This window comes from Thiorhodospira sibirica ATCC 700588 (assembly GCF_000227725.2).
GTDB classification, from domain to species: domain Bacteria; phylum Pseudomonadota; class Gammaproteobacteria; order Ectothiorhodospirales; family Ectothiorhodospiraceae; genus Thiorhodospira; species Thiorhodospira sibirica.
Map to the genome: position 1 here is coordinate 1,408,430 of NZ_MU255056.1, position 23,404 is coordinate 1,431,833.

Sequence of the window (23,404 nt, forward strand, 5' to 3'; positions counted from 1 at the left end):
CCAAAGCGACGGCTGCCTGCCTGCCGCAGGGAAGCCGCCGCCACGCGATGACCAATTACCACTTGGTACCGGGGTGGATACAGCTCACCGGACAACGATCCGCCGCCCGCTTGATCTGCTCATAGCTGGCGCCCTTGGGATTGATCACGACAATCTGCTGCTTGTTGTCGTAGGCAAAGACCCCAGGCGCAACCTCCAGGCAATCGCTACAGGCATTGCATTCCGGACTTTCCACCCACACCGCTTCATATTCCACCGCAGTGGCCGCAGCGCTCACGCTGGGGCTGGGGGCTACTGAAGCCGCGGGGATGGCCTGTTTGACTTTTCCCGGTTGCAATAAGGCGCCAAGCTCGGAACTGCTGCCGCTGGCCAGGGCCAACAGCGAGCTGGTCAGTTGCTGGGCCATATCCAGGCGGGTTTGCTGAGCCACCGCCTCGACATCCACCTGTGGCTGATCCAGCCCCAACAGCCCCTTGAGCTGACGCCAGAAGGCTTGACGCTCTTCGGTGGAGCGCACCAGTTCCTCAGACACCAGTACCCGCCCTAGCTGGTTTTGCTTGTCCACCACCCAGATGAAGGGGAAACGGCCAACGCGCTCGTCTTCAGACAGCCCCAAAAAGTCTGCCAGCGGGATCATGCGATCATCCCAGGTTTCCACCGGGGCCTTCTTGAAGTGCTTGCGGAAACGCCCTTCGGTGACGGCAAAGTCGGCAAAGGTCATGGGCACTTTCAGCTTGGCCTCGGTGCCATCCGCCTCCTGATAGTTCAGGGTGTACACCGGCCAATCCTTATCCAGCGAAGGATTGCCTTCCAGGGTGCAACACTCGCGGAAGGTCACGCCCTTGTCGGGGTTATAGCGGAACAAGGGATAGGCGCGGGACTCCACCGCCATACGCGACTGATTGAAGGCCACATCATCGCCCACGCCGTGCTCTGGCGGGCAGACCGCATAGACATTAAACAAGGCCGGACGGCGGCTGTTCAGCCCTTCGATATAGCTTTCCAGCAGATGCCCGACGTTGGAGATAGCGCCCTGCATCACATAGCTGGTGCGATGTGCCAGCCCGATCAGGCTGATCTCCTTGCGCACTTCTTCCTTGCCCTTCCAGGCCACCCCATAGGGGGCCATATCCGAGACCTGACTGATAAAGCCCGAGGTACAGGCCTGGCCACCGGTATTGGAATACACCTGGGTATCCAGCACCATCACCTTGATCGGCATTCCCGACATCAGGGCCCGTGAGAGATTCTGGAAACCGATGTCATACATCGCGCCGTCACCGCCCACACTGACCACCGGCGGACACAGCAGGAATTCCTCATCGGAGAACTGCTCCCAGTTAAACTGGGCAAAGAAGGGCTCATGCTCTGCCGGGTTGTAGCGCCCACTCAGCTCAAGCTCAGCCATGCGCACTGCCTTGAAGCCCTCGGCCATCTTGGCCATGTGTCCTTCAAAAATCCCCATCGCCACCGACGGGCTGTCCTGGAACAAATGGCTGCTCCACGGGAAGGGATAAGGGTTGAAGGGGAAGGTGCCGCCCCATACCGAGGTACAGCCGGTGGCATTGATCACGCCCATGTCCGAACGGCCACGCCCGGTGGGGCCTTCACGATAGCGCCATTGCAGATCCTTGAGCGCGCTCAATACGCCGGTGATCCACTGCAACCAGTCCGGATCGACCGGCTCGGCGGCCTGGTTCTTTTCCAGCTCCGTCGTCAGTCGCGCCAGGGTCAGATCCTTGTCGGCATGTTCCTTGATCGCCTGGGTCAGCGCCTGGGTATCGGACAGGTTCATGCCATTGGCCAGCTTCAGGCGGATATGCTGCTCCAGCCGCTCAATGAGCTGTGCCAGCTGGCTCAGATGCTTTTCCACCCGCGACTGCATCAGTGCCGTGACGGTGGCGGTGAACAGGTGCATGGCGGTTTTTTCACCGCAGCCCAGACAGGCGCTATCCCCGCAGTTCATCGAGCTGTACGCGCGCTTGTCCAGCAACAGGGTTTCCAGCGCGCCGATGCCCTGATCCAGGTCTTTGACGCGGATATAATCCGGGCGCGTGGTGGGCAGATCCTGCCAGAAGGCCCAATCCGTGCGCAGTTTTTCCACCCGCTCCGGGGTCTGCTCGACCACTTCGAGGGCATCAAATTCACAGGCACTGACGCATTCCATACAGCCTTTGCAGGTGTAGGGATTTACTGTCAGCGAAAACAGACCGCCGCTGCCCTTGGCGCGTTTTTCCAGGGCATGGAAATACGGCTTGGCCACGGCAAACTTAAAGCCGCCGAGGTTTTCCTTAAACCAGCCAAATTCGGTTTCCAGCGCGACCTTGTCTTCACCGGTCAAGGGACTGTCCGCCAAGACCTGCGCCATCGCCAGCTCAAGCTCGGTGTTGACATCGGCATGTTGGCCGCCTTCGACCAGGGCCGGACGCAGACGTTTTTCCAAATCACGCACCGCCCGACGCAGCTGGCGGGTGACCCGGCCGGTGTTTTCGATGCGACGGATAACCGTCTCAAAGACCTCGCCGACGGTGTTGACCAGGCCGGGAATGGCGCTGTCTGGGCAGATCGCGTAGCAATCACCGCAGGCAGTACACTTGTCGGCCAGCCAGTTGGGATATTCAAAGCGAATCTGGGTCATATCGCGATACACGCCGGTGGAGGCAGGAATCAGCGACAAGCCCATGAAGGGGTCTACCAGATTGTCATTGCCCTGGCCCGACAGATAAAAGCTGCCGGTTTGCTCCCAGAAACGGTGAATATCGGACAGCGGAGCCTGCGACTGTGGCAGACGCTTGAGCATGGTCGGCAGGGCCGGTGCACTGATCGCCGCCGTAATCAGGGCGGTGGTATTGAGGGGCTTGTCAACGATTTCGACCGTTTCCTCAAAGCCCCGACGCACCACCCGCAGATTGTCCTCGACCACACGCGCGCCCTTGGCTCCGAATTTTTCCTGCAACTGGTCTTCAATCGCCCTGAACAGGCTGTCTTCATCCAGATTCTTTTTCGCCATCACTGGTGAGGTGGCAAAAAACGCGCCCTGGAAGGCAATGCCCTGCATCCGGAATTGCAGGTCAGAATCGGAAGCCTCATCACGGGCAATGCGGAAAGCGTCGATATAAAAGACGCGGATTGCGTTGTCCACAATGTAGCGCTGCGCACTCGGTGGAAAGCTCGCCCACACCGCCTCGGGGGATTCCAGCGATGCCTGGATGACAAACACCCCGCCTTTGGACAGACCGGCCAAGGGATTGGAATGCTCAAAGACATTGGGATCGGGGGAGAGCACTACATCAACATGCTTTAATTCGCTGTTGACGCGGATCGGTTCGGGGGCGGCGGCGAGATAATAGGTGGTGGGCTGGCCCTTTTTCTCAGAGCCATATTTGGGGTTAGCCTTGATGTGATAATCCAGCAGATCAAACAAGGTCATGGCCAGATTTTTGCCGGTGGTCATGGCGCCCCAGCCACCGACCGAATGCAGGCGCAAGGCAATGGTGCCCTCCGGCATCAGCGGTGGATTTTCCGAGCCGCGCACCGCCATCTCACGAATATGCGGATAAGCCTCCAGCAGGGTCTGCTGTTGCAATTCCTGCTTGGGCGAGGCGGGGGTATCACGGATAAATTCCACCGACAGATAGAAAAAGCGCCGCTTGGCCCCATCGTCGAGCATATTTTCCACTGCACCGATCAAGGCCTCGGCCTGCATATCGCGTGAGCCCAGACCATATACCCCGGAATACAGACGCGGCATGTCGCTCATGCGATAACTGGCATACTCCGGATACGGCAGTGCCGAGTGGCCGTTTTGCTTGGCAGTGCGATCTTTGCTCTCAGCCGCAATGCCGTTTTCCAGACACTTGCTCAATGTGGCCCGTGTCTCGCGCATCAAGGGCAGATCCTCGGCCAGCGGCTGATCGGTGCGCTCCAGTACCGCAACGCCCTTGCGCCCTTTGAGCGCCGCGCCCAGCAAATCCCCCGGGAAGGGACGGAACATGGTCAGACCCACCACGCCGACCTTGAGCTTGCGGGTGGCACGCAGATGATCCGCCACCGCCTCTGCCATGGCAATCATGCTGCCTTGACCGACAATCACATACTCTGCATCGTCCATCAGGTACTGCTGGATGCGCCCATAGCGCCGTCCGGTGAGTTCGTAATACTCCTGCGCGCACTGGTCAAACAGGGCCTTGATATGCGCAAAGAAATACGGACGCTGGGCCGCCACCTGCTGCATGTAGGCATCCTGGTTTTGCAAAGACCCCGACAGCATCGGATTATCCACGTCCCAGATGGCGGGAATACGGCGGCGCTTCTCGCCATAGAGCATCTTTTGCGCCGGTGTCGGGGTGTCAATCAGGTCATCCGGACGGCCCAGAAACTGCGCAATGAGCTCGCGTTCCGGCAACGACACCGACTCCACCAAATGGGTGGTTAAAAAGCCATCCTGCCCCACAATGCCGGGATTAAGCGCCAGTTCGGCGACCTTGTGCGCAATCAGGTTGAGATCCGCCGCTTCCTGGGCATTTTTCGCCATCACCTGGAAAAAGCCGGTGTCATCGACGCAGTGATAATCATCATGGCTGGCGTGGACGTTAAGCGAGGCCTTGGTAATCGCCCGGCAGCCGATATTGAGGATATAGGGCAGGCGCTTGCCGGTGGCGGCATACAGCGACTCATGCATGAAGGCCACGCCCTGGGCCGAGGAGAAGTTGATCGCCCGCAGGCCGGTCATCGCCAGTCCGGCCGTCACCGCCGCTGCGGCATGTTCGGATTCCGGCTCAATAAATACCAGCGAACGTCCGGAGATATTGATATGACCGCGTGAGACCTCCTCTGCCCACAGCTCCCCCATCTGCGTCGATGGAGTAATCGGATACGCACCAGCCGCATCCGAGGCCTCACGTTCGCAATGAATGATGGCGGTATTGCCATCGACTGCCGCACGAATGCCGGTATATTTAAAAGTCTTTTGCAATGGAGTGCGCTTTTGCAACATGTCGTTGATCTCCGGCCCTGTGGAGGGCTTATTTTGGTTTTAAGCGGCTCATCCCAAAGCCGGTTTTAGTGTAGAACAGGCCGCAGCACGCCTTGGGTGTGGCACGCTGTGGCAACATCGCAAACAACTCGCCGCTGTACTCAGGCACGCGGTAAAGGCTCCATACGCGGCAAAGGTTCTTTGCGGGTCACTTTCCGGGCGCGCACCCCTTTGTCAGGACGCGCACCTTCCAGCCAGACAATGGCGCCGGTGGGGCAGCGTTGTATCGCCACCCGCGAGGCCAGTGCATTCTTGCCATAATCAATGACCGCGAGATTGGCCTGCATGGTAATCAGGCCCTCCGGGGCATCAACGGCACATCGTCCACAGGCAGTACATACCACCTCGCAATGTGCCTGCGCCTCGTCCTGGGGATCCTGATTTTTGCAGTTGATCCACAGACGGTGGCTTTCTGGCTGGATTGAAAACAAATCTTTGGGGCAGATATCCACACAATCGCCACAGGCGGTGCATTTGTCGATGTCCACCTTGGGCAGGCCGTAGCGATCCAGGGTGATGGCATCAAAGCTGCACACCACCTCACAATCGCCCAGCCCCAGACAGCCCCAGGTACAGCCTTTGCCACCGCCAGAGACCAGCGCGGCAGCGCGACAGGATTTCAATCCCTTATACAGCGCCCGCGTCGCCGCCACATGCGAGCCTCCCGCGCAGGCCAGACGGGCCAGCTGACGCTCCCGCCGGGTGAGTTTTACCCCCAGCAAATCGGCAATCGTCCGGTTCATCTCCACCGCATTGACGGTGCAGCGCGAGGGTTCTGTGCTGCCTTGAATCAGGGCCTCGGCAAAAGGCCGACAGCCCGGTGAACCGCAGGCCCCGCAGTTGGCCTTGGGGAGCAAATCTTCGATCTGGTCAATGCGCGGGTCTTCATAGACATACAAACGCCGGTTAGCCAGGGCCAGCACCATCGCCAGCATGACCCCCAGCAAGGCCATAAAGCCGCTGGCCAGGGCAATGTTTAACAGGGAATCAGACATAAATTTTGCCCTTGCAAAAAATACAGGGAGGTATTTTGTCCCCCAGACCGTTGACAGCGCGCTGTAATGCGCCATCCCGTCTCGAGGGCGTATTAAAAAGACCCGCACTGTGAAGCGATGTGTGCCGTGATAAATCCGTTTTATAGTGCAGTGCATCATTTTTATTGATCGAAGTCTATGCGTCAATAAAGCATTTGATCCAACAATTATTTCAATCCTTAATATTGAATTTAATAATAGTTAAATATTCGCAGGTGTTCACACAGCGCACCGATTCACGCGTGAAAAGCTTGTATTGCGCGCCTAAAAGGCGGTAATGTGCGTCTTGCAATTTGCGTGTTATAAAAACGAAAACAAACCCCTGTGCCGGTACGCAGGCAGCAGCAGGTTTGTCTCAACCTAACCCCATTGCAGGAGAAGCTTGATAATGATGCAAAGATTTCTACGCGGCCTATTGATTGGCCTTGCCGCCAGCGCACTGGCTGTCGGCAGTGTCCAGGCCCAGGATCGCACCGGCTGGCCCAACTCGGCCAAGATCGGCACCGCTTCCCAGGGCGGCACCTTTTTTATTTACGGGGCTGGCTGGGGGGGGCTGGTACAGCAGTCTACCGGTGTGAACATGACCGCCGAGGTCACCGGCGGCCCGGCGCAGAATATGGTGCTGGTGCATACCGGCGAGCTGCAGTTTGGCATGACCACGATGGGCCCGGCCTATGCGGCCTGGACGGGGACGCTGGAAGTAGCCCCTGGTCTGAAAACCGATAATGTGCGGGCAATGTTTCCGATGTACATGACGCCCTTTCAGGTCGTCGCGCTGAAAAGCTCCGGAATCGCCTCCATGGCCGATTTAAACGGCAAGCGGGTTGGCGTTGGGCCACAGGGTGGCACTGCCAGTGTCTACTGGCCGAAGTTTTTCCAGGATCTGGGTATCCGGGTACGCCCCCAGTTTGGTGGGGCCTCTGACCAGGTCGGCCAGGTGCAAGATGGTCTGATTGATGCCTTTGCCTTTGCCGCCGGAGTACCGATCTCCGCCTTCAGTCAGATTGAGGCACAGCAGGCAGTTAACATCTTCTCCTTTAGCGAAGAAGAACTGCAGACCATTCTGAGCAAAAATCCCTCGGTGAGTCGCTTTGATGTGCCCGCTGGCACCTACCGCAGCGTGGCCGAGCCGCAAAGCACGGTCGCCATGTGGAATTTCACCGTCGCCAACAAGAATATGCCGGCCGACTTCGTGTATGAAGTCATGAAGACGGTGCTGGATAACAACGAGCAGATGCTGCGCGTTCACAGTTCGGCCAGCGAAACCCTGAGCCAGAACATGGTGAACAACACCTTCATGTGGTTCCATCCGGGTGCTGTTCGCTATTACAAGGAAAAAGGCATTGAGGTGCCAGAGCACCTGATTCCGCCGGAATATCAAGACTGATCCATCCCCGCCAACGCGCTTTGCAAGCTCCCCCTTCAAGGCGCGTTGGCATTTTTGTCCCTGACTGACCAGCCGCCTGCAAGGCATTGCGGGTCTGCTTATTTCCCAGAACCTGATGAAGGCGCAAACAGATGACGAGTTCATCCGATAGCGGACGCATTGAAATCTCAGGGATTGACAAAGAAGAAACCTACACCGCACAACGTCAATTGACACACTGGCAGGGCGCACTGTTATTCGCCGTCTGCGTGGCCTTTACCCTGTTTCATCTCGGGGTCCTCAATATTGTCCCGCTGGAAACCTGGACCTTCCGCATTATCCACGTCGCTGGAGCCTTGTTTATCGGCTTTGCCCTGGTGGCGGTCTGCGCCCCGGTACCCCGCAGCCTTGCCCGTTCAGTGTTTTGGCTGGAACTTGGGCCATTGCTGATCGGCGTGGCCCTGATGCTATACGCCACAGGGCTGATCGTCAGCGCCTATGTGATGCGCCATCTCTATGCACTGCACAACCCCCCGGCCTGGATGTTTGAGCACTTTGGCCCGGTATTATGCGCCGCAGTGGTCATTGCCATCCTCTCGGCCTGGACCTTTCGCCCACGCAACCACCGCATCGGCTGGTATGACTGGATTTTAATGATCGCCAGCCTGTGCGTCGCCGCCTATCTGATCTTCAACCTCAATCTGCTGCAATTTCGCGCTGGCGTCATGCCCACCAGTGCCGATTTCTGGGTCAGCGTCGCCGGCATCCTGCTGATTTTGGAGCTGACCCGACGGGTGGCCGGTCTGGCCCTGGTCATCATTGCCGCCGTATTCATCCTCTATGGCTTTGTGGGACCTTACCTGCCCGGCTTTCTGGAACACAGCGGCTATCGCATGGAGCGCTTTTTTACCTACCTCTACACCGTCAACGGCATTCTCGGCCCGACCACCGCCGTCTCTTCCACCTACATCGTCTTGTTCATCACCTTCGCCGCCTTCCTGCAAGCCTCGCGCGTAGGCGATTATTTTGTGAATTTCGCCTTTGCCGTGGCGGGACGGGCGCGGGGTGGTCCGGCCAAAGTCGCGGTATTTGCCAGTGGCCTGATGGGCATGATCAATGGCACCTCCGCAGGCAATGTGGTGGCCACCGGCTCGCTAACCATTCCCTTGATGAAGCGCGTCGGCTACAAACCGCGCAGCGCCGGGGCCATTGAAGCCGCCGCCTCAACCGGTGGTCAGATCATGCCGCCAGTGATGGGCGCCGGGGCCTTTATCATGGCGGAAGTCACCGGCATTCCCTACACCGAATTGATCATCGCCGCCCTGATTCCAGCCATTTTGTATTTCGCTTCGGTCTATTTCATGGTGGACATGGAGGCCTCGCGCACCGGAATGCGCGGCCTGCCCGCCAATGAATTGCCCAAAGTCGCCGAACTGATGCGCCAGATCTTTTTGTTCTTGCCGATCATCATCCTCATCGGCGCTTTGTTCATGGGCTACTCGGTGATTCGCGCCGGAACCCTGGCCCTGGTCAGTGCGGCCGTGGTCAGCTGGTTTACCCCCTATCGCATGGGGCTTAGAAGCACGCTGGGCGCACTCAACCAGGCGGCGCGCATGTCCATTCAGCTCATCGCCGTGTGCGCCTGCGCAGGCATTATCGTCGGCGTCATCAGCCTTACCGGCGTGGGATTGCGCTTCTCCTCCATGCTGCTGACGGTTGCGGCCAACAGCCAGTTGCTGGCCTTGCTGTTTGCGATGGCCATCTCGATACTGCTCGGCATGGGCATGCCCACCACCGCCGCCTACGCCGTCGCCGCCTCCGTCGTTGCACCCGGCCTAATCCACATGGGCGTAGAACCGCTGGTCGCCCACTTCTTCGTCTTCTATTACGCCGTGATCTCCGCCATCACCCCGCCAGTAGCCCTCGCCGCCTATGCGGGTGCCGCCATTGCCGGGGCAGAACCGATGCGCACCTCGATCACCGCCTTCAAGATCGGCCTGGCAGCATTTATCGTGCCCTTCATGTTCTTCTACCATCCCTCGCTGCTGATGATCGGAGAATGGAGCATCATCGGACTCAACCTCGCCACCGCCTTACTGGGCGTGTTCATGCTCGCCGCTGCAGCACAAGGCTGGTTCTTCGGCAAAGCCGCCGTGCTGACCCGAATCTTATTATTCGGCGCGGCCTTGCTCATGATCTCCGGCGACCTGCTCACCGACGCCCTGGGCATCGGGCTTGGCGCGCTGCTACTGCTTTCTCAACGCAAATCCAACCCCCGCGTCCCCGACACGGTAAAATCCCCCTAAAACCCAAGCGGCGGCTACCGGGAGCGCGGAGCACTCGCTCCGCACCAGGGTGGGAGCGCCGAGTTGCACTCGGCGAGTCGGGACAAGGAGTTAAAAATAAGCCGAGTACAACTCGGCGATCCAGATAAACACCCCGGCGCTACGCGCCACCCCTCCTTAAAAAGGAGGGGAGTTTTTGACTTGGCGGCGGCTTCCCTGCCTGCGCCGCGCGCGTCGCAGCAGGCAGCCGTCGCTTTTTTATGCGGCATCAGGATGATGCCGCTACGTTGGCCAGATTATTACTGATCGAGTTTCGCTAACAAACGTTAGCGCGCACCCTCAAGTGAGGATGGGCCGATCCGCCAAAGCCAGATGAATAAACATCTAGCGCTAAGTTCTTGAGTACGCTTTAGGTTTTACATCTGAGACTTGCCCAGATAACCGCAAACCTAAACTCATTAAAGAACTAGAACAGCCCTTGGTTCTCGGGCTAAGGCCATAGCAGGGTATGCTAAAGCGTATGTAAACCCTATTTCTAACTGAACTTTCTAGGAGGGTTTGTCTGTAAATGTTAGCGAATCGAAACCTAGGTATAAGCTCTATGTCCCAAGCCTTCAACTGCTTCATAACTTGACATCCTCCCCGCCCTACCTGCCTGCGCCGCGTGCGTCGCGGCAGGCAGGAAGGACGGGGATTCCCGGCATTGCTGCTGAGCGCTTTCTGCTTCGCCGAGACCTGCCAAATGCCTCAAAGAGACACCGGACTTACAGTTTCTCCACAGACTAACCCGCCAGCCCGGCGGTTAAAATGAAGATAGCATCCATGTATAAAGAGAGCCAGCTACCAAAGAGGAGGTCTCGGAAACAGGAGCACGCTTTGCGTGCTGCGCTATCCCTCCCCGGCCTTGCGGCCGGGGTTTCCCGCGCAAACTGATGAAGATTTAAAATTTAGGTAGTCCTGCAAATGGTAGTGTTGAATGTGGTAAGATGTAGAGGTGATGGGTTCTAAAGAGTAAAAAACCATGCAGTGTCCTTCGTGTCATTCAGAGAATGTGATTAAAAATGGCCGTATCCATAACCACAAGCCGAAATTCGCGTGCAAGGCGTGTGGTCGGCAATTTATCGAGAATCCTCAGATAGGACTTACGCAATGTCAACCCAATTCAGAAATGTCCCCTTTTGTGCAAAGCAGAACTGTCCCCAGTAGAATGCGTGGTTATGGTGTTTGGGCTGGTGCCGGAGTGATGTTGCCCCGGCCTCTCCAAGGGTGGTCCGGCGCCGGTTTGTAGGTTAGCTTGGCGGTCTGTCTTGCCTTGGCCTGGTCGACGCGGTAGTGGACGCTTTTTTCATCATCAAGCGGTGTGGGCGGTTCGCCCTCGGCCAATAGCCGGTAGGGTATGGCCTGTCCCTTGTGCAGGAGGGTAATGGTGCCGTCGAAGGCCTCACAGACAGTAAGGGTGGCGCCCCGCAGGCGATAGCCCTTGCCCTGTCCCTGGAGCGGATATTCCCGGTTCTTGAACGGGAGGCAAAGGTTCTTGGAGCGCTTGCGGGCATGGTGCCGGCAAAGGATGAGTGCCTGTTCCTCGGGGCTGTGCAGCCCCGGTCGGTGGGCATCCTGAGGGCTTTGTGGCGCGATGGCGAAGCGGGCGTTGTCGTCGGCCATGAAGATGGGGAGGAAGGCGTTGGCGGCGTCGATGTCCGAGATCTCACGCAGGCGCAGCGCCTTGACCAAACGGTCTTGCAGGGTCTGGTTGGCCCGCTCCACACGCCCCTTGGCCTGAGAACCTGTTCAAAGTCTCTTAAGAAGTCTCTTAAGCAAGATGCCCAGGAAGGCCAGGTGAATAAATGGTAAGCTCGTGTTGAGCGTGCGCTCAGCGTTTTTCCAAAGTCGCCGGTGCTTTTCCAGCCAGGCGAAGCTGCGCTCTACCACCCAGCGCGTGGGGATGACCTTGAAGGTATGCAATTCGCTGCGCTTGGCAATTTGTACGGTCACGTGCTCGCCCAGGGTCTTTTGCACCGGCTCAGCAAAGGGTCGGCCGGGATAGCCACCGTCGGCCAGCACGCTTGGCACACAACCCAACCCCGTCTTGCAGCGCGCCAAGGCTTGCACGGCGCCTTGGCGATCTGTGACCTCGGCTGTTGTCACCGCCACGGCATGGGGTAGACCTTGTGTATCCACCGCCACAGGGCGTTTGATGCCTGAAACCTTCTTGCCCGCATCATAACCTTTGTGTTCTGCGGTGTCTGCGTTCTTGACGCTTTGTGCGTCCACGATTAACCGCGTGGGACTGGCATTGCGCCCCTGTTTTTTGCGGGCTGCGCTCACCTGATTTTTTTAAAGCCTGCTCCAGCAGGCTGCCGCCTTCGCGCGGCTCACTCCAGATCGTGAAAGAGTGATGCACTGTGCGCCATTTCGGAGCGTCGCTTGGCAAGGCTCGCCACTGACAACCCGTACGTAGCAGATACAGCACCGCACAGAACACGTCCTTCTTGCGACCACTTTCCAGTAATCCACGGATATGCTCGAACGGCTCTCGACGGAGGTCACTGGGATAGGTATGTCTCATCTTGCTATTGTCGGCTATTTTTAGAAGACTTTGAACAGGTTCTTAGTTCATGCGTTCCAGGGAGATCATGCGGTTGTTGTGGTCGATGGTCATGCAGAATTTTCCGTGGATGCCGTTGATGGCGACGAATTTGCGCAGGTGGCGGGCGGGGAAGGAGAGGCGTTGGCCGTTGTGGGTGTAGACCAGGACTTTGGCGGCTTCGCCACGGTAGTAGCGCAGGTATTCATCGGCGCTGATGCTGAGGCTGAAGTAATAACGCTGCATCTGAGTCAATCCGGGCGCTATTGGCGGGGTGATGACACGGAGTTTTGCAGCAGGGCAAGCAGGGCTGCTTCGTCGAGGATCGGGATGCCCAGGGCCTCGGCTTTGCTTAGCTTGCTACCCGCCGCCTCACCGGCAATGACGGCGTGGGTTTTTTTGGAGACGCTGTTGCTGACGGTGGCGCCGCGTTGCCGCAGCGCCTCTCCGGCTTGTTCGCGGGTCATGGATTGAAGGGTGCCGGTGAGAACGTAGCTTTGGCCTTGCAGGGGTAGTGCGTTTGCTGCAGCAAGGGCGGGTGCAGCGGGTGCCTGATCCCAGTGGATGCCCGCCTGACGCAGACGCTCGATGATCTGCAGGTGATGCGGCTGGCGGAAAAACTGGTGGATGTGTTGGGCGACCACCGGGCCGATGTCGGGGATTTGCTGGAGTTCTTCGACGCTGGCCTGCATCAGCGTGTCCAGATCGGGGTAATGTTGGGCCAACAAGCGTGCGGTGGCTTCGCCCACTTCGCGAATCCCCAGGGCGAAGAGAAAGCGCGCCAGGGTGGTGTGTTTGCTGCGATCCAGGGCATCGAGCAGATTTTGCGCAGACTTTGGCCCCATCCGCGCCAGGGCACTGAGTGGCGCCAGGTGCAGCTGGTAAAGTTCGTCAACGGTGCGTACCAGCCCCTGCTCCAACAGTTGTTCCACCAGTTTATCGCCCAGCCCTTCAATGTCCATCGCCCGGCGGGCGGCAAAATGCTTGATGGCTTCACGCCGCTGCGCCGGGCAATACAGACCGCCGGAACAGCGCGCCACGGCTTCACCGGGAAGGGTTATGACCTCGGCCTGACATTCCGGGCATTGTGTGGGCAGGCTGATGGTTTGGGCATGCGGCGGACGCTGTTCCAGCACCACGCCGACCACCTCGGGGATGACCTCACCGGCGCGGCGCACCCAGACAGTATCGCCGATGCGCACATCTTTGCGGCGCAGTTCGTCCATATTGTGCAAGGTGGCATTGCTAACGGTGGCACCACCGACAAACACCGGTGCCAACCGCGCTACCGGGGTGAGCGCACCGGTGCGGCCTACCTGAAATTGCACATCCAGCAGGGTGGTGGTTTGTTCCTGGGCGGCGTATTTGTGGGCGATGGCCCAGCGGGGGGCGCGCGAGGCGCTGCCGAGTTGCTGTTGCTGATCGAGCTGGTTGACTTTGTAGACCACGCCGTCGATTTCATAGGGCAGGGCGTCGCGGCGGGCACCGATGGCCTGATAGTAGGCCAGACAACCCGCCAGATCAGCGGCCGTCGCCCGCTCAGGACATACCGGCAGACCCCATTGCGCCAGTTGCTCCAGGATGGCGCTGTGGGTATCGGGCAGGAGGGCAGGCTCACAGGCGCCCACGCCATAGGCGAAAAAGCTCAGTGGGCGGCGGGCGGTAAGGCGTGCATCCAGTTGGCGCAGACTGCCAGCGGCGGCATTGCGCGCATTGACAAAGACCCGTTCACCCTGAGCGGCGGCCTGGGCATTGAATTGTGCAAAGGCGGCTTTTTCCATGTACACCTCACCGCGCACCTCCAGGTGTGCCGGGTGCTGCGCACCGCTAAGCCGCCAGGGAATGACGCGGATGGTGCGGATGTTTTGCGTGACCTCTTCACCGGTTTGGCCATCGCCTCGGGTAGCGGCGCGGACCAGTTCGCCGTGTGCATACAGCAGGCTGACGGCCAGACCGTCGAGCTTGGGTTCTACGGCATAGCCCGCGCGCAACGTCGCTTCACCGTGTTTGCGCAGGCGTTCATGCACCCGCCGGTCAAAGGCCTCGGCCTCGGCCTCGCTGAAGGCGTTTTCCAAAGACAGCATGGGTACACGATGCACCGCCGGGGCGAAAGCCTTGAGCGGGGCAAAACCGGCGGTCTGGGTGGGTGAGTCGGGGGTAAGCAGCTCCGGGTGGGCGGTTTCCAGCGCCTGTAATTCGCGCAGCAGGGCGTCGAACTGGGCATCGCTGATCAGCGGTGCATCCAGCACATGATAGCGGTAATTGTGCTCGTTGATCTGCGTGCGCAGCTGCTGCACACGCTGGCGGGGCTCATCAGGCATTGTGCTCAGCATCCTCCTCTTGCGGATAAGGCTTTTCAACCACCCCGGCGCGATGCGCCACCCCTCCTTGCACAGGCGGGGAGTTTAAGACAGCGCCTCATCGGGGAAATCGGCATTGGTGTAGACGTTTTGCACGTCATCGAGATCATCCAGCATCTCCAATAACTTGAGCACGGTCGGAGCTTGCTCCAGCTCGACCGGACTGCTGGTGCTGGCGCGCATGGTCAGTTCGCTGTGTTCGGGTTTGAGCCCGGCCTGCAACATCGCGGCGCGTACATTTTCGTAATCATCCGGGCCGGTGAGTACTTCCAGCGAGCCATCATCATTGACGACCACATCCTGAGCGCCCGCCTCTAAAGCCGCTTCCATCACCTGCTCTTCATGAGTGCCGGCGGGGTAGTTCAGCACGCCGAGGGCTTCAAACAGGTAGGCCACTGAGCCATCCGTGCCCAGATTGCCGCCGCATTTGCTGAAGGCATGGCGCACTTCCGAGACGGTGCGGTTGCGGTTATCGGTCATGCAATCGACCATGATGGCGACCCCGCCGGGGCCGTAGCCTTCATAGCGGATGTCTTCATAATTCACTCCATCAAGCTCCCCGGCACCGCGCTTGGTGGCCCGCTCGATGGTGTCTTTGGTCATGTTGGCATCCAGGGCCTTGTCCACCGCCTGGCGCAGACGCGGGTTGGCATTGATGTCTGAGCCTCCCATGCGCGCTGCTACGGTGATTTCCTTGATCAATTTGGTAAACAATTTGCCGCGTTTGGCATCCTGGGCGTTTTTACGATGCTGGATATTGGCCCATTTACTGTGTCCGGCCATAAGCTTTGATCTCTATAATAGGCTTTAAAAATCAATAAAATATATAAGGTCAGTCAATCACACACTGCGCCAGCTGCCGGGCTTCGATGATAAACACCCCGTGTCCGCCACGGGCAAATTCCAGCCAGGTAAACGGTACATCCGGCAGGCGCTGCACCAAAGCCTCGGCGCTGTTGCCGACTTCGCCGATCAGCACCCCGTGCGGGCTGAGATGCGCACAGGCCCCTTTGAGAATGCGTAAAATCACCGCCAGCCCATCGTCCCCGGCGGCCAGCCCCAGCACCGGCTCATAGCGAAACTCTTCACTGAGGGCGGCCATATCGTGGGCATCCACATACGGGGGGTTGGTGATGATCAGATCATACATCGCCTTACCCAGTGTGCTGTAAACATCCGATTGACAGGCCCGGACGCGGTGGGCGAGCTGGTGGCGCTGGATGTTTTTCTCTGCCACGGCCAGGGCATCAGGAGAGATGTCCACCAGATCGACCTGGGCGTGGGGGAAGGCATAGGCGCAGGCAATGCCAATGCAGCCACTGCCGGTGCCAATATCTGCAATGCGCTGCACCTGCTCGGGCTTGACCCAGCTCTCCAGACCCTGCTCAATGAACTCGGCCAGCGGCGAGCGGGGGATCAATACCCGTTCATCCACATAAAAAGACAGGTTGGCAAAATAGGCCTCATGTGTAATATAGGCCACCGGCTTGCGCGTGTGGATGCGCAGCAGCAGCCGATCCATCACCAAACGGCGCTCGGCACTGCTGAGGCGACAATCCAGCCAGGCCCCGTCAAGGTCTGTGGGCAGGTGCAGGGTATGCAATACCAGCCAGGCGGCCTCATCCAGGGCGTTATCGGTACCATGCCCATAGCACAGCCCGGCCTCGGTGAAGCGGCTGGTGCCCCAGCGGATAAAATCACGCACGGTCAGCAGGTCTTGGGTTACATTAAGATAGGTCAATGAAGCACTCTCGACAAGTCGTTGTATCGTGTCCCGCTGGATTGCCAGCGCAGCCGGTTAACACCGTGCCAAGCGGTTTTGCACGCGTGCAAACCGCTACGCACGCCCCCAATCATAACGTCTAATAGCCATTCGCATGACTGAAAACAAAGCAAGTTTTTTGGATTATCTGAAAGCGTGGCCCTTGTATCTTCTGCCACAGCATCTGATCTCCCGCCTGGTCTACCGGCTGACACGCTGGCGCACCCGGCTCAAAGACCCCGTGGTACGCTGGTTTATCCGCCGTTATCAGGTGGAGATGAGCGAGGCCATGCAGCCCAACCCGGCGGCCTATCAAAGTTTTAATGAGTTTTTTACCCGGGCGCTGAAACACGGTGCCCGCCCGGTGGTCAAGCGCCTCAATGCCCTGGCCTGTCCGGCAGATAGCGCCGTCAGCCAGTTCGGGCGCATTCAAGAGGGGCGTATCATACAGGCAAAAGGGCATGATTACAGCGTCCTGGAGCTTTTGGGCGGCGATGAGCAGCGCGCTCAAGCCTTCCATAATGGCCATTTTATCAATCTCTACTTGTCACCACGCGATTATCACCGCATTCATGCCCCCTGGGATGTGCGCCTGCTGGAAACCGTTTATATTCCAGGGCGGCTGTTTTCCGTGGCCCCGCATACGACCCGCGCCATTCCGCGTCTGTTTGCCCGCAATGAACGTCTGGTGTGCCTGTTTGAGAGCAGTCTGGGGCCCCTGGCCGTGGTCCTGGTGGGGGCGATTAACGTCGGCAGCATCGAAACCGTCTGGGGCGGCGAAGAAACCCCGCGCAAACCGCGTGCCTTGAGCGTCAAAAATCACCGCACCCAGCGCATCAGTCTGCGCAAAGGGGCCGAGCTTGGGCGTTTCAATCTGGGTTCGACGGTGATCCTGCTTTTGCCGGATGTGCCCTTTCACTGGGCGCATTCACTGGAAAACGGCCAAAAGCTGCGCATGGGCGCAGAGATTGGCCTGTTGGACAAACATTGATTTTCTGGATTCTTTGCCAAAGGTGTCTCCCTTGAAGAAAAAACCTTTATATCTGTTTGTACTTGGCCTGGGCGCGTTATGGCTGGCCGGTTGTTCGCCCAATGTCATCGAAAGTGGCGAATTTTATACCCAGTGGGATCGCCAGGGCGGCTGTCAATCCGGAGATACCACCCCCTGGGGGCCTGCCGTGACCGGAGAGCCGGTCAGCGCCTGTCAGTTTCCGGGGCAGTATGTGTGGGTCTTCTATGGCGCCAAATGGTGTACCAGCAGCAACCGGCAAACCCCGGCGTTTGTGCGCTTCACTAAAGAGGCCGCAGAAAACACGGTCTATCTGAGTGTCGTCACCGGTGGACCGAAAGTGTTTACCCAGCCCACTCAGGAAGACATTGCCTCCTGGGCCAGGCATTACGGCCTGCCGCCGGAGCGGGTGGTTGCCGAGCTGTCGGATTACACCATCCCCGGCACCAATTACCAGCCGGGCCGGGTGGTACCGCAACACGCCTTGATCGGTCCACAGGGCAACACCTTGTTTCGTTATTTAGGGCGGCTTTCACAGGAGGAAATGCGCGACATTCTCGCCGATTTCCAGCAAGGTCGGCGCACGCCCACCCTGGCCAGTCCCAGTACCTGAACGGATGCGGCGAACCCTTGGCGTTTAGCGGTTCGCCGCCCGTGGCCCCGCTTTGATTAAAAGGATCCCCGTTGTGACGCCTTCTCAGCCCATTCCCTGTATTCTGGTGGTGGATGACGAACCTGATATCCGCGAGCTTTTGGAAATCACCCTGCAGCGCATGGGCCTGCATACGCTGTCTGCCGGCACCCTGCGCGAGGCCCACGCCCTGCTGGCGCAGCAGTCCTTTAACCTGTGTCTGACCGATATGCGCCTGCCCGATGGTGATGGCATTGAACTGGTTGAGCACATCCAGCGTCACTGGCCCTATCTGCCTGTGGCCGTGATCACCGCCTATGGCAGCGTTGATACGGCGGTGCAGGCGCTCAAGGCCGGAGCCTTTGATTTCATCTCCAAACCGGTAGAGCTGGGCATGTTACGCGACCTGATCAGCGGGGCCTTGAGTCTGGGCCTGCCGGAGGATAAAGGCAACACGGCGGCCGAGGATGCGGATGCCACGCATCCCCAAGGGCTTTTGGGGGAATCAGCCTGCATGCAAAAGCTCAAGCAGATGCTGTACAAACTGGCGCGCAGTCAAGCGCCGGTGTGCATTCTGGGGGAGTCAGGCTGTGGCAAGGAGCGCGTCGCTCGCGAGATCCACCGTCTCGGCCCACGGGCCAAACATCCCTTCGTGCCGGTCAACTGTGGTGCCATCCCCACAGAACTGATGGAAAGTGAATTTTTCGGACATCGCAAAGGCAGTTTTAGCGGTGCGCTGAGCGACAAGCCCGGCCTGTTTCAGGCCGCCCACGGCGGCACCCTGTTTTTAGATGAAATCGCCGAGCTGCCCTTGCACATGCAGGTCAAATTACTGCGGGCGATTCAGGAGCGTGCCGTCAAACCCATTGGCGCTGCCACCGAGGTGGCGGTCGATGTGCGCCTGCTGTCGGCGACCCACAAAGACCTTGGCGAATTAGTGACGCAGGGGCGCTTTCGGCAGGATTTATACTATCGTATCAATGTCATTGAACTGCATGTGCCGCCCTTGCGCGAACGGCTCGAAGACCTGCCCCTGCTGGCCCAGCATATCCTGCAGCGCATCGCCACCCGCGGCCAGGATCGCCGCAAAGGCCTCAGCGAGGCCGCACTCTTGCAGCTGCAAAGCTATCGCTACCCCGGCAATGTCCGCGAACTTGAAAACATCCTGGAGCGCGCCTGCGCCCTGTCTGACGATGCCCTCATCCGCCCCACTGACCTGCAGCTCCCGGAACGCCTCAATGTCCCCCTGTCAGCCAAAGAACCCAGCCTGGATGCACAGCTCGACGCCGTAGAAAAACACAGCCTGCTAAACGCCTTAAGCCAGCACAACGGCAACCATGCGCTGGCTGCCCAAAGCCTGGGCCTTAGCCCCCGCCAGTTCGCCTACCGCCTGCAGCGTTTTAAGCTCAACGCCTGAGGGCTGACCGGTCCTACAGATTCAGCGCGGTCATTTGTTGCTGGGCAATAAAATGGCCGTCTCTGGCGGCGCGGCAAATCCATGATAATCCCAGATGTTCGTCCTGGGGCAGGGCGTGACCTGCGATATAGCCGCGTCCCAGCCAGTACATGGCATCCGTACAGCCCAGATCGGCGGCAGATTGCAGCCAGGGTAAGGCCCGCTCAGCGTGCTGATAGCCCATAAACAGCAAGGCCACCTCGTGTTGCGCCTCCGCTTCGCCTTGATCTGCCCGCAGAATTGATGCGATATCTGTTGCACTCAGCGGCACCGGAATATCCTTGAGCACCAGCTCCAGGGCAATCCGGTTGCGGTGCGGGCTTTTGAGGGCACCTTGAGCAATCCGTCGCCACAGGGTACGTCGGCTCAAACCGGTCAGACGCTGTGCGCTATGGAAGGTGATCAGGTGCATTCACTATCCGGCCTGCCCAGATGGCCTTGCCCGAAGGCGGGTTTTAACGCCACTGTTGCAGGCGCTGGCGGGCGTATTGTGCCTGTGGTGTACCGCTGGCCAGTTGCAGATAGCGGGCATAGTAATCGCTGGCCGCCCGGGCATTTTGCATACTTTCATGCGCGACCCCTTGTAAAAACAGCGTATTGGGGTTGCCGGGCAAGACCCGTGCGTAGCGGTTAAACTCTGCCAGGGCGGACTCAGGGCGGTTGAGCGCCAGTTGATTGATGCCGCTTAAATGCAGGGCCTTACCTTCTTCAGGATAAGCCGTCTTGGCGCGCTCCAGAAAAGACTGCGCCTCGCGGTGTTTGCCTTGCGCCGCCAGCGCCTGCGCCATCAGCACCAGGCCTGGATAATCATTGGGCGCATGACGTAAAGACTGGGCAAATTTTTGCTCGGCCGGGGCATAACGATTGCGCGCCATATCCGATTCCCCTGACTGCTGTGCCTTGATGGCCGGTTTAAGGCGACGCAGGTTGGCTGTGTGATCCATATAGCGCTCTTGCGAGGTACGCCGGTTCAGGTGATCGCCATAGCGGCTGCGGGTTTCGCGCTGCGCGGTCTGAAAGCGTTCGCTGCTCATCGGATGCGTGGAAAACATCAGCTCCAGGGCATTGGGATCGCGCTCAGACAGGCCCTGCAGCATGGCCATCAAATCCACCATGCCTTGCGGGTTATGACCGGCATTGACCATATATTCAAGCCCAAGGGCATCCGCCTCGCGTTCATTGGCGCGGCTGTAACTGGCCAACAGCGCGGTGGCCCCCACCGCGCCCAAGCCGTAGATCATATTGCTATAACCCGACAGGCGCTCTGATTGCGCGGCGGCAATAGCGACACCGCCCAGCACCAGCGAGGCGATCATCGCCTGCGTCTGACGGCGGGCGGTATGGCGGGCATTGACATGCCCAGCCTCATGCCCCAACAGACCCGCCAACGCGGCCTCGTTGTCCATATCCACCAGAATGCCGCGAGTACAGGCCATGGTGCCACCGGGAAAGGTATAGGCGTTGACATGATTGGCATTGACCGCATGAAAGGCATAGGGCATGTGCGGGCGATGCGAAACCCGGGTAATGTCATTGCCAACCTGGGTTAAATAACGCTGCAGGCCATCATCCCGCACCCGCCCATAGTCATTGGAAAACTGATGCGGGGCATGTTGTTTATCAATCGCAATCTCATCGGCCTCCGACATCAGCATGACACGCTGCTGTCCGGTCACCGGATCAGTGGCGCAGCCTGCAAGCGTGCCGCTTAGGGTGGTCGTCGCTGTGGTTGCGCTGACCAACCAGATAAAATCACGGCGGCTCATGCGCCGTTTCCAGATACCATCGTGCATTGCACACCTCACGTCCGATCAAGCCAATCATGGCATCTTAGCCCTCACCCCGGCTTTTTTCCAGACGCATCGGCATTTTGGCATTACATGGAGAATCACGGTGGCCTTGAACGCGCCGGGATGCGGCGTTAAACCCCATCGTGGGCGAGGCGTCAATCCATGCAGCAGCGGGTGATGGCACTGTTTTGCTACGCTTTTTGCTGAAATATCATGAATAATTGTGTATCTTGCGCAGTTTCCTACAGGTTTTTGTCTGTCAATAAAGGCTAACGTCGTTTCCCATGCATCCTATGCTCAATATCGCGGTGAAAGCCGCACGCGCCGCCGGGCAAGTGATTGTCCGCCATGTGGGGCGCATTGATACGCTGACCATCACGAATAAGCGCCCGAATGATTTTGTCACCGAGGTCGATCGCATGGCCGAGGCAGAGATTATCCGCGTGTTGCAACGCGCCTATCCTGATCATGCCTTTATGGCAGAAGAAAGCGGTATTCACGGGGATAACCGGGAATATGTGTGGATCATTGACCCGCTGGATGGCACCACGAATTTTTTGCATGATCTATCGCATTTTGCGGTGTCCATTGCCCTGCGTTATCGCGACCGGATTGATCAGGCGGTGGTGTATGATCCAGTCCGGGAGGAATTATTCACCGCCTCACGCGGTGGCGGGGCGATGCTCAATAACCGGCGTATTCGCGTCAGCCCGCGCAAGGAGTTGCAGGCCGCGCTGCTGGGCACCGGGATTCCCTTTCGTGCTGATCAAGACCTTGAGTATTATTTGAAGACGCTGGGCGCCTTGTTGCCGGAAACCGCCGGGGTGCGCCGCTGTGGCTGTGCGGCGCTGGATCTGGCCTATGTCGCCGCCGGGCGGCTGGATGGTTTTTGGGAGATGGGGCTGCGCGAGTGGGATATGGCCGCCGGGGTGTTGCTGGTGCAGGAAGCCGGCGGGCTGGTGGGTGATCTGCAGGGCGGTGAGCATCATTTCAAGACCGGCAATGTGGTGGCCGCTAATCCCAAGCTGTTTAAGGCGATGTTGCAACGCCTGCACAGTGTAAGCTAAGAGTGCGACTTATGCGGCATCAAGAGGATGCCACCACACGGTGATGATCATGTGAGCAATCCGGCGAATATTTATTACAAGCAGAACCGGCTCAAGCAGCTGCGCGCCTTTTGCCGGACGGCACGCTTTGGCAGTATTTCCCTGGCGGCGGAGTCGTTGTTTTTAAGCCAGCCGTCGGTGTCTTTGCAGATTCAGGCTCTGGAGCGTGAGTTTGGCATTTCCCTGTTTGAGCGGCGTGGGCCGATGATCAAGCTGACCCCGGAGGGCGAGGCGCTGTATAAGCTGGCCGATCCTTTGGTTGAGGGGGTGGACAAGCTGCATGAGACCTTTGCGGCGCGGTTTGGGCGTCTGGAGTCGGGGGAGATCAATATTGCCGCCGGGGAATCGACCATTTTGTATGTGCTGCCTGCGCCGGTGCGCAGCTTTTGCCAGACCTATCCGGGGATTAAGCTCAAATTGCACAATGTCACCGGGCGCGATGGTCTGGCGATGGTGCATCGTGATGAGGTGGATTTTGCGGTGGGGTCGATGCTGGAGATCCCCGACGGGATTTTTTACAAACCGGTGGTGACCTATAACCCGACCCTGATCACCCCGCTCAATCATCCGCTGGCGGCCAAGGGTCTGAATGTCACGCTGGATGATATCAGCCCCTATGGCCTGATCCTGCCGCCCCGGCATTTGTCCACCTGGCGGATTGTGGATTTGGTGTTTAATCAGAATAAGGCCAGCTATCGGGTTTCTTTGGAAGCGGGGGGCTGGGAGGTCATCAAGAAATATGTCGAACTGGGTCTGGGCATTTCCATTGTCACCGATGTCTGTCTGACCGGCAATGAGGCGCTGTGTCGCATCCCGCTCAATCGCTTTTTCCCCCAGCGCAGTTATGGCATCGTCATGCGTCAGGGACGCCACCTGTCACCGCAGGCCAAGCGCTTTATCGCCATTTTAGAGATGGCCTACGACGCCGAAGCGCATACCGGCCTGGTGGATTGACGGCTTTTATGTGGTGAACGCAGCTTGCGTTC

At 58.7% G+C, this 23,404-nt stretch carries 17 protein-coding genes and 1 pseudogene; 8 read left to right on the plus strand and 10 right to left on the minus strand.

Annotation, left to right across the window (positions count from 1 at the left end; translation table 11 throughout):
* Positions 1–55: 55 nt before the first annotated feature.
* Complete coding sequence (locus tag THISIDRAFT_RS06745; RefSeq protein WP_006787952.1) at positions 56–4,996, minus strand: 2-oxoacid:acceptor oxidoreductase family protein; 4,941 nt, start codon at positions 4,994–4,996, stop codon at positions 56–58.
* Between the two features lie 140 nt (positions 4,997–5,136).
* Positions 5,137–6,030 (minus strand): RnfABCDGE type electron transport complex subunit B, encoded by an 894-nt coding sequence (locus tag THISIDRAFT_RS06750; protein WP_006787953.1) that lies wholly within the window; start codon positions 6,028–6,030, stop codon positions 5,137–5,139.
* A gap of 427 nt (positions 6,031–6,457) precedes the next feature.
* Here THISIDRAFT_RS06750 and THISIDRAFT_RS06755 point away from each other — a divergent pair, with 427 nt between their 5' ends.
* The 3 genes from THISIDRAFT_RS06755 (at position 6,458) to THISIDRAFT_RS15325 (ending at position 11,008) form a co-directional block, all read left to right on the plus strand.
* Positions 6,458–7,456, plus strand: a complete 999-nt coding sequence (locus tag THISIDRAFT_RS06755) for a TAXI family TRAP transporter solute-binding subunit (RefSeq protein ID WP_006787954.1) — start codon at positions 6,458–6,460, stop codon at positions 7,454–7,456.
* Positions 7,457–7,587: 131 nt separating this feature from the next.
* Positions 7,588–9,741 carry a TRAP transporter permease gene (locus THISIDRAFT_RS06760; protein WP_006787955.1) on the plus strand — a complete coding sequence of 718 codons (2,154 nt, stop codon included), beginning with the start codon at positions 7,588–7,590 and terminating at the stop codon, positions 9,739–9,741.
* 1,000 nt (positions 9,742–10,741) lie between these two features.
* Entirely contained in the window at positions 10,742–11,008 is a 267-nt protein-coding gene (locus tag THISIDRAFT_RS15325; RefSeq protein ID WP_418896125.1) for an IS1/IS1595 family N-terminal zinc-binding domain-containing protein, read from the plus strand.
* On the opposite strand, the pseudogene THISIDRAFT_RS15330 reads toward THISIDRAFT_RS15325, so the two are convergent.
* The 6 genes and pseudogenes from THISIDRAFT_RS15330 to prmB all read right to left on the minus strand — a co-directional run.
* Positions 10,936–11,499: pseudogene (locus THISIDRAFT_RS15330) on the minus strand (transposase family protein); the annotation flags it as partial. The gene THISIDRAFT_RS15325 and the pseudogene THISIDRAFT_RS15330 overlap by 73 nt on opposite strands.
* A 9-nt stretch (positions 11,500–11,508) precedes the next feature.
* Positions 11,509–12,286 (minus strand): IS5 family transposase gene (locus THISIDRAFT_RS06775; protein ID WP_221913969.1). Its coding sequence is split into 2 segments (ribosomal slippage): positions 11,509–12,055 and positions 12,054–12,286, totalling 780 coding nucleotides; the frame shifts between segments, so codons are not numbered across the junction.
* 42 nt (positions 12,287–12,328) lie between these two features.
* Complete coding sequence (locus tag THISIDRAFT_RS06780) at positions 12,329–12,550, minus strand: DUF2835 domain-containing protein (protein WP_006787795.1); 222 nt, start codon at positions 12,548–12,550, stop codon at positions 12,329–12,331.
* Positions 12,551–12,567: 17 nt separating this feature from the next.
* Entirely contained in the window at positions 12,568–14,634 is a 2,067-nt protein-coding gene (gene ligA / locus THISIDRAFT_RS06785) for an NAD-dependent DNA ligase LigA (RefSeq protein WP_083824628.1), read from the minus strand.
* Positions 14,635–14,709: 75 nt separating this feature from the next.
* Complete coding sequence (locus THISIDRAFT_RS06790; protein WP_006787793.1) at positions 14,710–15,447, minus strand: YebC/PmpR family DNA-binding transcriptional regulator; 738 nt, start codon at positions 15,445–15,447, stop codon at positions 14,710–14,712.
* A gap of 49 nt (positions 15,448–15,496) precedes the next feature.
* Entirely contained in the window at positions 15,497–16,405 is a 909-nt protein-coding gene (gene prmB, locus THISIDRAFT_RS06795; protein WP_006787792.1) for a 50S ribosomal protein L3 N(5)-glutamine methyltransferase, read from the minus strand.
* Between the two features lie 136 nt (positions 16,406–16,541).
* Between prmB and asd the strand changes: the two genes are divergently transcribed.
* The 3 genes from asd (at position 16,542) to THISIDRAFT_RS06810 (ending at position 19,483) form a co-directional block, all read left to right on the plus strand.
* Positions 16,542–17,417 carry an archaetidylserine decarboxylase gene (gene asd, locus THISIDRAFT_RS06800; protein ID WP_006787791.1) on the plus strand — a complete coding sequence of 292 codons (876 nt, stop codon included), beginning with the start codon at positions 16,542–16,544 and terminating at the stop codon, positions 17,415–17,417.
* A gap of 31 nt (positions 17,418–17,448) precedes the next feature.
* Entirely contained in the window at positions 17,449–18,048 is a 600-nt protein-coding gene (locus THISIDRAFT_RS06805) for a TlpA family protein disulfide reductase (protein WP_006787790.1), read from the plus strand.
* Positions 18,049–18,121: 73 nt separating this feature from the next.
* Complete coding sequence (locus THISIDRAFT_RS06810; protein WP_006787789.1) at positions 18,122–19,483, plus strand: sigma-54-dependent transcriptional regulator; 1,362 nt, start codon at positions 18,122–18,124, stop codon at positions 19,481–19,483.
* Between the two features lie 13 nt (positions 19,484–19,496).
* Here THISIDRAFT_RS06810 and THISIDRAFT_RS06815 read toward each other — a convergent pair whose 3' ends face one another.
* Both THISIDRAFT_RS06815 and THISIDRAFT_RS06820 read right to left on the minus strand, forming a co-directional pair.
* Positions 19,497–19,934 (minus strand): SEL1-like repeat protein, encoded by a 438-nt coding sequence (locus tag THISIDRAFT_RS06815; protein WP_006787788.1) that lies wholly within the window; start codon positions 19,932–19,934, stop codon positions 19,497–19,499.
* A 43-nt stretch (positions 19,935–19,977) separates the two neighbouring features.
* Complete coding sequence (locus tag THISIDRAFT_RS06820) at positions 19,978–21,288, minus strand: M48 family metalloprotease (RefSeq protein ID WP_246585342.1); 1,311 nt, start codon at positions 21,286–21,288, stop codon at positions 19,978–19,980.
* Between the two features lie 308 nt (positions 21,289–21,596).
* On the opposite strand from THISIDRAFT_RS06820, the gene THISIDRAFT_RS06825 reads away from it, so the two are divergent.
* Both THISIDRAFT_RS06825 and THISIDRAFT_RS06830 read left to right on the plus strand, forming a co-directional pair.
* The gene (locus THISIDRAFT_RS06825; protein WP_006787786.1) at positions 21,597–22,379 is read left to right on the plus strand and encodes an inositol monophosphatase family protein; all 783 of its coding nucleotides are present in this window, start codon (positions 21,597–21,599) and stop codon (positions 22,377–22,379) included.
* Positions 22,380–22,406: 27 nt separating this feature from the next.
* Complete coding sequence (locus THISIDRAFT_RS06830) at positions 22,407–23,372, plus strand: LysR family transcriptional regulator (RefSeq protein WP_006787785.1); 966 nt, start codon at positions 22,407–22,409, stop codon at positions 23,370–23,372.
* The last annotated feature ends 32 nt before the right edge of the window (positions 23,373–23,404 follow it).

What these genes read in the sequence shown, in the direction of transcription:
- THISIDRAFT_RS06745 (WP_006787952.1), bottom strand. Translation starts at nt 4,996, where the DNA reads ATGTTGCAAAAGCGCACTCCATTGCAAAAGACTTTTAAATATACCGGC.
- THISIDRAFT_RS06815 (WP_006787788.1), bottom strand. Translation starts at nt 19,934, where the DNA reads ATGCACCTGATCACCTTCCATAGCGCACAGCGTCTGACCGGTTTGAGC.
- THISIDRAFT_RS06820 (WP_246585342.1), bottom strand. Translation starts at nt 21,288, where the DNA reads ATGAGCCGCCGTGATTTTATCTGGTTGGTCAGCGCAACCACAGCGACG.
- asd (WP_006787791.1), top strand. Translation starts at nt 16,542, where the DNA reads ATGACTGAAAACAAAGCAAGTTTTTTGGATTATCTGAAAGCGTGGCCC.
- THISIDRAFT_RS06755 (WP_006787954.1), top strand. Translation starts at nt 6,458, where the DNA reads ATGATGCAAAGATTTCTACGCGGCCTATTGATTGGCCTTGCCGCCAGC.
- THISIDRAFT_RS06750 (WP_006787953.1), bottom strand. Translation starts at nt 6,030, where the DNA reads ATGTCTGATTCCCTGTTAAACATTGCCCTGGCCAGCGGCTTTATGGCC.
- THISIDRAFT_RS15325 (WP_418896125.1), top strand. Translation starts at nt 10,742, where the DNA reads ATGCAGTGTCCTTCGTGTCATTCAGAGAATGTGATTAAAAATGGCCGT.
- THISIDRAFT_RS06780 (WP_006787795.1), bottom strand. Translation starts at nt 12,550, where the DNA reads ATGCAGCGTTATTACTTCAGCCTCAGCATCAGCGCCGATGAATACCTG.
- THISIDRAFT_RS06825 (WP_006787786.1), top strand. Translation starts at nt 21,597, where the DNA reads ATGCATCCTATGCTCAATATCGCGGTGAAAGCCGCACGCGCCGCCGGG.
- THISIDRAFT_RS06790 (WP_006787793.1), bottom strand. Translation starts at nt 15,447, where the DNA reads ATGGCCGGACACAGTAAATGGGCCAATATCCAGCATCGTAAAAACGCC.
- THISIDRAFT_RS06760 (WP_006787955.1), top strand. Translation starts at nt 7,588, where the DNA reads ATGACGAGTTCATCCGATAGCGGACGCATTGAAATCTCAGGGATTGAC.
- THISIDRAFT_RS06830 (WP_006787785.1), top strand. Translation starts at nt 22,407, where the DNA reads ATGCCACCACACGGTGATGATCATGTGAGCAATCCGGCGAATATTTAT.